7 protein-coding genes are annotated in these 10,993 nt (G+C 71.2%); 5 read left to right on the plus strand and 2 right to left on the minus strand.

Annotated features, from left to right (window positions below):
- The first annotated feature begins 352 nt into the window (after nt 1-352).
- A complete protein-coding gene (locus HCN52_RS13175; RefSeq protein ID WP_167931451.1) occupies nt 353-1,486 on the plus strand; it encodes a lipid II:glycine glycyltransferase FemX in 1,134 nt (377 codons plus the stop codon).
- 142 nt (nt 1,487-1,628) lie between these two features.
- A complete protein-coding gene (locus HCN52_RS13180) occupies nt 1,629-2,660 on the plus strand; it encodes an alanine racemase (RefSeq protein WP_168088629.1) in 1,032 nt (343 codons plus the stop codon).
- Between the two features lie 174 nt (nt 2,661-2,834).
- Here the strand turns inward: HCN52_RS13180 and HCN52_RS13185 are convergent, their stop codons facing one another.
- Together HCN52_RS13185 and HCN52_RS13190 are read right to left on the minus strand one after the other, a co-directional pair.
- On the minus strand, nt 2,835-3,911 hold the full coding sequence (locus HCN52_RS13185; protein ID WP_168088630.1) for an inositol-3-phosphate synthase: 1,077 nt from the start codon (nt 3,909-3,911) through the stop codon (nt 2,835-2,837).
- Nucleotides 3,912-3,960: 49 nt separating this feature from the next.
- Nucleotides 3,961-4,644, minus strand: coding sequence for a PadR family transcriptional regulator (locus HCN52_RS13190; protein WP_168088631.1), 684 nt, complete (start codon nt 4,642-4,644; stop codon nt 3,961-3,963).
- A 440-nt stretch (nt 4,645-5,084) separates the two neighbouring features.
- On the opposite strand from HCN52_RS13190, the gene HCN52_RS13195 reads away from it, so the two are divergent.
- From HCN52_RS13195 to HCN52_RS13205, 3 genes are all read left to right on the plus strand, one after another.
- A complete protein-coding gene (locus tag HCN52_RS13195; RefSeq protein WP_168088632.1) occupies nt 5,085-7,778 on the plus strand; it encodes a transglycosylase domain-containing protein in 2,694 nt (897 codons plus the stop codon).
- A 92-nt stretch (nt 7,779-7,870) separates the two neighbouring features.
- Nucleotides 7,871-9,355 carry a glycosyltransferase family 87 protein gene (locus tag HCN52_RS13200; RefSeq protein WP_168088633.1) on the plus strand — a complete coding sequence of 495 codons (1,485 nt, stop codon included), beginning with the start codon at nt 7,871-7,873 and terminating at the stop codon, nt 9,353-9,355.
- Between the two features lie 51 nt (nt 9,356-9,406).
- A complete protein-coding gene (locus tag HCN52_RS13205) occupies nt 9,407-10,939 on the plus strand; it encodes an MFS transporter (RefSeq protein ID WP_168088634.1) in 1,533 nt (510 codons plus the stop codon).
- The last annotated feature ends 54 nt before the right edge of the window (nt 10,940-10,993 follow it).

Consider the following 10,993-nt stretch of genomic DNA (forward strand, 5'->3'; position numbering starts at 1 on the left):
CCCCCCCCCCCCCCCCCCCCCCCCCCCCCCGGCCGCGTCCGGCCCCGCCCGGTCGCGTCCGCCGTCACCGGCGCGACCAGGCACGACGCGGCCCGCGGGTCGCTGGCGGGCGCCCCGGGAACGGGGCACGGGTGCCCTCTCCGCAGTGCCGGCTACCGACGGCCGGCGGTGGGAAGCCTCCCGTGCGCCCCGTTCGGCCCACCGGGCGCGGACCGGATAACTCCCCCGACGGGCACGGCAGGAGCAGCCGCCGCTCCGGGCGGCAGTAGGCTTCCGGCGGGGAGCCCCACGGGGGCTGCCGCCGACCGACGAGACCACCAGAGCGCCGACGTGCCGCCGGAGGAACGCCCGAATGAGCCTGACCCTGAGGACGATCAGCCGCGAGCAGCACCTGGCGTACATTCGCTCACTGCCGTCGGCCAGCCACATGCAGGTCCCGGCCTGGGCCGACGTGAAGTCGGAGTGGCGCAACGAGTCGATGGGCTGGTACGACTCCTACGGCAAGCTGGTCGGGGTCGGTCTGGTCCTGTACCGCCAGCTCCCGAAGGTGAAGCGCTACCTGGCGTACATGCCCGAGGGCCCGGTCATCAACTGGTACGCCCCGAACCTCGAGGACTGGCTCCAGCCGATGCTGGCACACCTCAAGGCGCAGGGCGCCTTCTCGGTGAAGATGGGCCCGCCCGTGGTGATCCGCCGCTGGGACGCCAAGGCCATCAAGGCCGGCATCCAGAACCCCGAGGTCAAGCGGTTGCGGGACGTGGAGGCGACCTTCCTGGAGCCGCGCGCGTTCGAGGTCTCCGACAAGCTCCGCCGCATGGGCTGGCAGCAGGACGAGGACGAGGGCGCCGGCTTCGGCGACGTGCAGCCCCGGTACGTCTTCCAGATCCCGCTGGCGGGGCGCACCCTGGAACAGGTCCACAAGGAGTTCAACCAGCTCTGGCGCCGCAACATCAAGAAGGCCGAGAAGGCCGGCGTCCAGGTGGTGCGCGGCGGTTACGACGACCTGCCGCAGTGGCAGCAGCTGTACGAGGTCACCGCCGAGCGGGACAAGTTCCGCCCCCGCCCGCTGGGCTACTTCCAGCAGATGTGGAACGCGCTGAACGCCGAGACGGCGCAGCGCGGCGACGAGCCCCGCATGCGGCTGTACTTCGCGCTGCACGAGGGCGAGGCGGTGGCGGCGGCGACGATGCTGGTCGTGGGCGGTCACGTCTGGTACTCCTACGGCGCCTCCGCCAACCACAAGCGGGAGGTCCGCCCCTCCAACGCGATGCAGTGGCAGATGCTGCGGGACGCCCACGCGATGGGCGCGCAGGTCTACGACATGCGGGGCATCGGCGACTCCCTCGAGGACACCGACCACCTCTTCGGGCTGATCCAGTTCAAGGTGGGCACCGGCGGCGAGGCCGCGGAGTACCTCGGCGAGTGGGACTTCCCGCTCAACAAGCTGCTGCACAAAGCGCTCGACATCTACATGTCGCGCCGCTGACGCATCCTGGACGGGGGGCACCGCCGGTGCCCCCCGTCGGCGCCGGCGCCCCGTGCGACGCGCGACCCGACTCCCGCCGCCCCACACGGTGCCCCCACACCAACCCCTGACGACCCGGAAGCAAGAGAGGTGTCCCCCGGTCATGGCGCTCACCCTGTATGTCGATACCGACCGCTGGCGGGCGCACCAGCGCGCGGTGGCCGCCGCGTTCCCCGGCCTGGTGCCCGTCTGCAAGGGCAACGGTTACGGCTTCGGCCACGAGCGGCTCGCGGAGGAGGTGGCCATGCTGGGCTCCGACATCGTCGCCGTGGGCACCTCCTACGAGGCCGCGGCGATGCGGGAGCTGTTCAGCGGCGACATCCTGGTGCTGACGCCGTACCGGCGCGGTGAGGAGCCGGTGCCGCTGCCGGACCGCGTGATCCGGTCCGCTTCCTCGGTGGACGGCGTGTACGGCCTGGTGGGCTCGCGCGTGGTCGTCGAGGTCATGAGCAGCATGAAGCGGCACGGTGTGGCACCGGAGGACCTCGGCAAGCTCCGCGCAGCGCTGGACGACGTGCGGCTGGAGGGGTTCGCCATCCACCTCCCGCTGGACCGCGCCGACGGCACCGACGCGGTGGAGGAGGTCATCGGCTGGATGGACCGCCTCCGCGCCGCGCAGCTGCCGCTGCACACCATGTTCGTGAGCCACCTCAGCGCCGACGAGCTGAGCCGGCTGCGGCAGCAGTTCCCGCAGACCCGGTTCCGGGCCCGGATCGGCACCCGGCTGTGGCTGGGCGACCACGACGCGACCCACTACAAGGGCGTGGTGCTGGACGTGACCGCGGTGACGCGCGGCGACCGGTTCGGCTACCGCCAGCAGAAGGCGTCCGGCGACGGCTGGCTGGCGGTGGTCTCGGGTGGCACCTCGCACGGGGTGGGGCTGGAGGCGCCGAAAGCCCTGCACGGCATGACCTCGCGGGCCAAGGGTGTCGCACGGGCGGGGCTGGCGACGGTGAACCGGAACCTCTCCCCCTACGCCTGGGACGGCAAGCAGCGCTGGTTCGCGGAGCCGCCGCACATGCAGGTGTCGATCCTCTTCGTGCCGGCGGAGGCGCAGGAGCCGAAGGTCGGCGACGAGATGACGGCGATCCTGCGGCACACCACGACGCAGTACGACCGGCTCGTGGATCTCTGACCGCGGCCGTCGGTCCGCGGGTGCGCCGCCGGTGCGGCGGCGCCCGGACGGACGAACGGCGAGGGGCCCGGCTCGCGGTGCGTGCTCACGCACCGCTCGCCGGGCCCCTCGCCGTCATCCGGACGTCGGCCGCTCCCCAGGGTGCGGCGGTCGTCGTCCCGGGGGCGCCGTGGTTCAGGCGTCGCCGTTGATGAAGTCCTCGACCTTCTGGCGGGCGACGTCGTCGAAGTACTGCTCCGGCGGCGACTTCATGAAGTAGGAGGAGGCGGAGAGGATCGGGCCGCCCACGCCGCGGTCCTTGGCGATCTTGGCGGCGCGCAGGGCGTCGATGATCACGCCGGCGGAGTTGGGGGAGTCCCAGACCTCGAGCTTGTACTCCAGGTTCAGCGGCACGTCACCGAAGGCGCGGCCCTCGAGGCGGACGTACGCCCACTTGCGGTCGTCGAGCCAGGCCACGTAGTCGGACGGGCCGATGTGGACGTTGTTCTCGCCGAGGTCTCGGTCGGGGATCTGGGAGGTGACGGCCTGCGTCTTGGAGATCTTCTTGGACTCCAGGCGCTCGCGCTCGAGCATGTTCTTGAAGTCCATGTTGCCGCCGACGTTCAGCTGCATGGTGCGGTCCAGGATGACACCGCGGTCCTCGAACAGCTTGGCCATGACCCGGTGGGTGATGGTGGCGCCGACCTGCGACTTGATGTCGTCGCCGACGATCGGGACGCCGGCCTCGGTGAACTTGTCGGCCCACTCCTTGGTGCCGGCGATGAAGACCGGGAGGGCGTTGACGAAGGCGACCTTGGCGTCGATGGCGCACTGGGCGTAGTACTTCGCCGCGTCCTCGGAGCCGACGGGCAGGTAGCAGACGAGGACGTCGGCGCCGCTGTCCTTGAGGACCTGGACGACGTCGACCGGCTCCTCGGCGGACTCCTCGATGGTGGCGCGGTAGTACTTGCCGAGGCCGTCGAGGGTCTTGCCGCGCTGGACGGTGACGCCGGTGCTCGGCACGTCGCAGATCTTGATGGTGTTGTTCTCGCTGGCGCCGATGGCGTCGGCCAGGTCGAGGCCGACCTTCTTGGCGTCGACGTCGAAGGCGGCGACGAACTCGATGTCCCGCACGTGGTAGTCGCCGAACTGGACGTGCATGAGACCCGGGACCTTGCTGTCCGGGTCGGCGTCCTTGTAGTACTCGACGCCCTGCACGAGCGAGGCGGCGCAGTTGCCCGCGCCGACGATGGCTACGCGAACCGAACCCATTCGGTTGCTCCCTAGTTGATCTCAGTGTTGTCGGCGATTTCCCGCGTGGTCACGGGGCCTTGGCGCGGTCGGCTCCGCCGGTTGGCGGCTCCGGCCGGGTGCCGTCCCCGTCGGGGGACGGGTCGTCCTGCTGCGGCGGGTCGGGGGCGGCGCCGTGCTGGTCACGGCGCTCCTGCCCTTCCCGCTCGCTCGCGATCAGCTCGTCGAGCCAGCGGACCTCACGCTCCACGGACTCCATGCCGTGGCGCTGCAGCTCGAGGGTGTAGTCGTCCAACTTCTCGCGGGTGCGGGAGAGGGAGGCGCGCATCTTGTCGAGACGCTCCTCCAGCCGGCTGCGGCGGCCTTGCAGCACCCGCATGCGCACGTCGCGGTTGGTCTGGCCGAAGAAGGCGAAGCGCACTCCGAAGTGCTCGTCCTCCCAGGAGTCCGGCCCCGTCTGGCCGAGCAGTTCCTCGAACCGCTCCTTGCCTTCCGCGGTGAGGCGGTAGACGATCCGCGCGCGTCGACCGGGCAGGGCCGCGCCGCGCGCCTCGTCGCTGTCCGCCCCGGGCTCCTCGGTCAACCACCCCTGGGTCACCAGCGTCTTCAGGCACGGGTACAGCGACCCGTAGCTGAAGGCACGGAAGACTCCGAGGGAGGTATTGAGCCGTTTCCGCAGCTCGTAGCCGTGCATGGGGGCTTCACGGAGCAGGCCGAGGACGGCGAACTCCAGTACACCGGATCTTCGGCTCACGGTCGCCGTCCACCTCCGTTCCCCTGCCGTCCACGACGATCGGTCACACGACGCAGGGCCGTGTGTTCGGTGCGTACGCCCACCGAGGGGCGAGAAGCGGCCGATACGTCGCCTCGATGTATCGAGTCGATACATCTGGACGATAGAGCAGTACCCAGGGGGCGACAAGATCAATCATCGTGAGGGGAGTCACATATCGGCCGCGCCCCGGAGAGAAGAAGGAGTATGCGAACTTCGCACCAATTGGCTGGTTTTGGCGCTGCGTACTCTGGGCGGATGCGGAGCACCACCGGGAACCCGGGCGCGGGAACAGGCGTCCTCTTTCACGGTGAGGTGTACCCGGTACCGTTCCGGGGGGCCGGGCTGTCGGGGGCTGCGGCCACACCAGCAGTACCCACCACCTTCAGACGCCTCCGTCTGTCCGAGGAGTAGCTGCATCCATGAGCGAGCACCGTCGCAAGCCGCCGTCGCGCGGCCGTCGCGCGAGCGGGTCTTCCGGCCGTAGGGCCGCACCGCCACCCGGCCCCCCCACCGGCCCCGGCCAGGCGGGCCCCCCGCCCGGCGCGGGAGGGCCGGCCTACGGCTCCCGCGCGGAGGCGCGGCGGGCCGCACAGCAGGGCGGCCGGCGCCGGCAGGAGCCGGAGGGCAAGAAGCGCTTCATCGACTACCCGCGCCACGGCAAGCAGGGCGTGCGCCGCTGGCTGCCGTCCTGGCGGCACCTGCTGGGCGCGGCGCTGCTCTTCATGGCCATGGCAGTCGGGCTCTTCGGGATCGCCTACGCCATGGTGAGCACGCCGAACCCGAACGAGGCAGCCCAGCAGCAGACCAACGTCTACTACTGGGCCGACGGCTCCCGCATGGTGGTGCACGGCGGCGGCGGGGACAACCGCCAGAACGTCGGATTCGAACAACTGCCCGACCACTTGGTGAACTCGGTCGTCTCGGCCGAGAACCACACCTTCTGGGAGGACAGCGGTGTGGACCCGATGGGTATCGCGCGCGCGGTGGTGAACATGGCGCGCGGCGGCGAGACCCAGTCGGGGTCGACCATCACCCAGCAGTACGTGAAGAACAACTACCTCAGCCAGGAACAGACGCTGGAGCGTAAGTTCAAGGAGCTGATGATCTCCATCAAGGTGGGTCGGGACGAGAAGAAGGAAGTCATCCTCGAGGGCTACCTGAACACCGCCTACTTCGGTCGCGGCGCCTACGGCATCCAGGCCGCCTCCCAGGCCTACTACGGCAAGAACGCGACCGACCTCGACGCCAACGAGTCGGCCTTCATGACCAGCCTGCTCAAGGGCCCCGAACTGCACGACCCGGCCGGCGGCACGCAGGGCGAGGTCAACGCGGAACGCAACACCAACAACGCCATCGAGCGGTGGAAGTACGTCTGGAACCGCAAGGTCGAGCTGGGGTACGCCACCGCGGCCGAGCGCGCCGAGAACGACGAGTTCCCGATGCCGCGGCAGCCCACCCCGGCGATGGACCTCGCGGGGCAGACCGGATACCTGGTCCAGATGGCCGACGCCTACCTGGTCAACGAGGAGCGCGTCACCCCCGAGACCCTTGCCCGAGGCGGCCTCTCCATCCACACCACCTTCGAGAAGGACAAGGTGGAGATGATGGAGGGCGCCGTGAACTCGGTGCTGGAGCAGCTCGATCCGGAGGAGCGGGAGGAGAACCAGCACGTCCAGTTCACCTCCTCGGCCGTGAAGCCGGGCGACGGCGCGGTGGTCGCCGTCTACGGCGGGCCCTCGGCCACCGAGCACTTCATCAACAACGCCACCCGCGCGGACGTCCAGGTCGGGTCGACCTTCAAGCCGTTCGTGCTCGCCGCGGCACTCCGGGACGGCATCCGCGACGCCGGCAAGGGCCCCGACCAGGGGCCGGAGGACCGCACCCGGATCTCGGCCGAGTCGAAGTACTACAGCGAGAACGGCCTGCTGATCCACAACTACGACGGATCGGTCTGGGAGGGCGAGGACGACGACGGCGAGCCCTTCACCTGGAAGCAGCGGAACTACGAGGACCAGTCGCAGGGCGACATCACGCTCCGCGAGGCCATGGAGGTCTCGGCCAACTCGCCGTTCGTGCAGCTCTCCATGGACATCGGCGTCAAAGAGGTCGGCAAGGCCGCCATCGACGCCGGCCTCCCCGAGGGGCAGCTCGGCGAGTACAACGACACCGTGCCGACCTTCGCCCTCGGTGTCTCCACCGTCAGCTCCATGAACATGGCCAACGGCTACGCCACCTTCGCCGCCCACGGCGAGCAGGCCGAGGTCTACACCGTCACCAAGGTGGACGGACGCGACGGCAACATCTTCACCCACGAGAAGCAGGTCAAGCGGACCTTCGACTCCGCCGTCGCCGACACCGTCACCGACGTGCTGGCCGGCGTGGTCGAGCGCGGCTCCGGCACCGCCGCACAGGAGATCGGCAAGCCGGCTGCGGCCAAGACCGGCACCACCGACAAGAACATCAGCGCCTGGTTCGCCGGCTACACCCCGCACCTCTCCACCGCGGTCGGCATGTACCGCTACGACCAGACGGACTCCGGCAAGGGCTTCCAGTCGATGCGGGGTACCGGCGGCATGGACAACGGCGTCACCGGCGGCAGCTTTCCCGCCCAGGTCTGGGTGGAGTTCATGAAGGGCGCCACCGCCGACGACGAGCCCACCGAGTTCGCCGAGGCGCGCGACGACGGTGAGGTCGTCTACGGCGGCGGCGCGGAAAGTCCCGCCCCGCCGCCGAGCGACCCGCCGGAGGAGGAGGAAGAGGAGAGCAGCGAGCCGAGCGACCCGCCGGAGGAGGAAGAGGAGGACACCCCCGAACCCGACCCGAGCGACGACCCGGACCCCTCCCCCGACCCGAGCGACGACTGCCGCCGCTGGGACCCGAACTGCAACGACGACGGCGGCCAGAGCGGCGGACCCGGCGGTCCGGGCGGACCCGGCGGTAACGGCGGACCCGGCGGCACCGGCGGGCCCGGCGGTGACAGTGGCGGCCCCGGTGGCGACCAGGGCTCGCCGGGCGACCCGGCCGACCCCTCGATGCCCGAGGACCCCGTCGACCCCGGTGACGACGAGGGCGGGGGCTGGATCCTCGGAGCCTCCGGCGGCGGGCGCGACTAGCGCACCTCCGCGGTGACACGGCTGAGGCCACGTTCGGTACCCCCGAACGTGGCCTCAGCCGCTTCCGGAACCGCGTACGGCAGGATGTGGGCATGGTGCACCCCGACGCACGACCGGCCGTACGGCCCTCGCAGCAGGACGAGGTGGCGGCCGCCGGCAGCGAACTCCTCGGTGGCCCTGCCGGGCGGCGAGCGGGGCCGGGCGGCCACCGGTGGCCGCCGGTGAGGATCATCGTCCTTGCGATGCTCGGCACCTTCGTCCTCGGGATGGTGCAGAAGCTGCCGTGCGCCCGACGCGGCTGGTTCGAAGGCGCGGCCACCCAGTACACCCACGCCTGCTACTCGGACATCCCCCACCTCTACACCGCGCGGGGCTTCGCCGACGGGTTGATCCCGTACTTCCAACGGATCCCCGAGGAGACCTCGGCGACCATGGAGTTCCTGGAGTACCCGGTTCTCACCGGCATGTTCATGGAGCTGGCGTCCTGGTTCACCCCGAGCGCGGGCCTGGTGGACCGGCCCGGTCAGTACTACTGGCTGGTCAACGCCGGGCTCCTGCTCATCTGCGCGATCGCCATCGCGGTGTGCGTCACCCGAACCCAGCCGCACCGGCCCTGGGACGGTCTGCTGGTCGCGCTGGCCCCGGCCTTCGCCCTGACCGCCACCATCAACTGGGACCTGCTCGCGGTGGCCCTCACCGCCGCCGCGCTGCTGATGTGGTCGCGCGGCCGGCCACTGGCGGCGGGGGTGCTCATCGGCCTCGCCACCGCGGCGAAGCTCTACCCGCTGCTGCTCCTCGGCCCGCTCCTCCTGCTGTGCTGGCGGGCGGCCCGGTTGCGGGCGTTCACCCGGACGCTGGGCGGCGCGGTCGGCGCGTGGGCAGCGGTGAACCTGCCCTTCATCCTCGGGGCGACGGAGGGCTGGGCGAAGTTCTACACCTTCAGCCAGGAGCGCCCCGTCGACTTCGGTTCCTTCTGGCTGATCCTGTCGCACCGGACCGACTGGCAGCCGGAGGTGGATGCGGTCAACGACTGGGCGACGCTGCTGATGCTGGCGGGGTGCGGCGCCCTGGCGGTCCTGGCACTGGGCGCGCGACGACGGCCCCGCCTCGCGCAGCTGGCCTTCCTTGTGGTGGCGCTGTTCATCCTGACCAACAAGGTCTACTCACCGCAGTACGTGCTCTGGCTCATCCCGCTCGCCGCTCTCGCGCGCCCGCGCTGGCGGGACTTTCTCATCTGGCAGGGCTGCGAGGTCGTCTACTTCCTCGGCATCTGGTTCTACCTGGCCGAGAACGCCGGCGCCTCCGGCCTCCCGCCCGGGGGCTACCACCTGGCGATCGTCGCGCACCTGCTGGGCACCCTGTACCTGTGCGTTCTCGTCGTGCGCGACGTGCTCCGCCCCGAGCACGACATCGTCCGCCGGGACGGCTCCGACGACCCGGGCGGCGGCGTCCTCGACGGAGCGGCCGACGCCTTCACGCTGCGGCGGCTGCGCCGACCCACCCGGGGGCCCGCCGCAGCCGCCGTGGGCGTGCCCGGCGCGTCCGCCCCTGCCGCCCCACCCGCCGACCGACCGTGACCCCACGGTGCCGCCGTTTCACGTGAAACACGAGAGTTCGTTGCTGCCTCGATGACCGTCATCCATGACTTCCGGACGCTCTGGGCGTTCCCGAACTTCCGCAAGCTGCTGGCCGTGCGCCTGCTGTCCCAGTTCGCCGACGGCATGTTCCAGGTCGGCCTCGCCACCTATGTGGTCTTCTCCCCGGAACAACAGACCACCCCTGCCGACATCGCCGCCGCCATGGCCGTCCTGCTGCTGCCGTACTCGCTCCTGGGGCCGTTCGCGGGGGTCATGCTGGACCGGTGGCGGCGGCGCCAGGTGCTGCTGTACGGCAATCTGCTCCGTGCCACCCTGGTGCTTCTGACGGTGACTCTGGTACTGGCCGCGGTCCCCAACCATCTCTTCTACCTGGCGGCGCTCTCGGTGACCGCGGTCAACCGGTTCATCCTCGCCGGGCTCTCCGCGGCGCTGCCCCGGGTGGTGGACGCGCGCCGGCTCGTGGTGGCCAACTCGCTCTCCCCCACCGCCGGCACCGTCGCCGCCACCGTCGGAGGCGCCTGCGCCTTCGGGGCTCAGGCGCTCATCGACGCCCCGGGAAGGTGGGCCGATGCGCTGGCCCTGGGGCTCGCGGCGGTGGTGTACCTGCTGGCCGCCTCGGCTGCCCTGCGTATGCACCGGGACCTGCTCGGCCCGGCCGCCGGCGAGCGGGTGAGCCACCTCGGTGCCGCACTGACAGCCACTGCGAGCGGCCTGCGGGAGGGACTGTCGCACCTGTGGTCGCGACATCCCGCCGCACAGGCGCTCGCCGGGGTCGGCGTGATGCGTTTCTGCTACGGCGCCCTGCTCGTCCTGGTACTGATGCTGGCCCGGTACGCCTGGGGGGACACCGACAGCGACGGTGTCGCCTGGCTGGGACTGGCGGTGGGCTTCTCCGGCGCCGGGTTCTTCGTCGCGGCGGTCAGCACCCCGTGGATGGTGGCACGGTGCGGCAGGTTCGGCTGGTTCGCCCTCTGCGCGGCGCTGGCAGCGGTGCTCGTCCCGGCGCTGGGCCTCACCTTCCGGCCGGTGCCCATACTCATCGCGGCCTTCCTGCTCGGGCTGGTCAGCCAGGGCGCCAAGATCGTCACCGACACCGTGGTGCAGTCGAGCATCGAGGACGACTACCGGGGGCGGGTCTTCTCGCTCTACGACATGCTCTTCAACATGGCGTTCGTGGGCGCGGCCGGCCTCGCCGCCCTCATGCTCCCGCCGGACGGGCGCTCCACCGCCCTGGTGATCACGGTGGCGCTCCTCTATCTGGGCACCGCCGCCGGAGTCTGGCGGCTGCACCGCCGCCTCGACCCCCTCCCCGCCGACGGGCCACCGGTGCACGGCGCAGCACAGCAGTCGGACGCGGACACGGCGAACCGCGGCGGCCGCCTCCTCGACCTCACGGAGGACGCCTCCGCCACGGACCGCACGCCCCCCACCGGCCGCGGTGCCAAACCGCGCCGAGGCCCGCGCGACACCGCCGACGGCGGTCGATCGCCGCTCGCGCCGCCGCACGACAGCGGGGCCCCGCCGGCGTCGCGCCCCCCGGAACCGGAGCAACCGACGAGCTGACCGCGTGTCGCGAGCACGAGCGTCGACCGGCGCATACGGCGAGGGGGGGGGGGT

The sequence above is a fragment of the Streptomyces bohaiensis genome (genome assembly GCF_012033785.1).
Classification (GTDB): domain Bacteria; phylum Actinomycetota; class Actinomycetes; order Streptomycetales; family Streptomycetaceae; genus Streptomyces; species Streptomyces bohaiensis.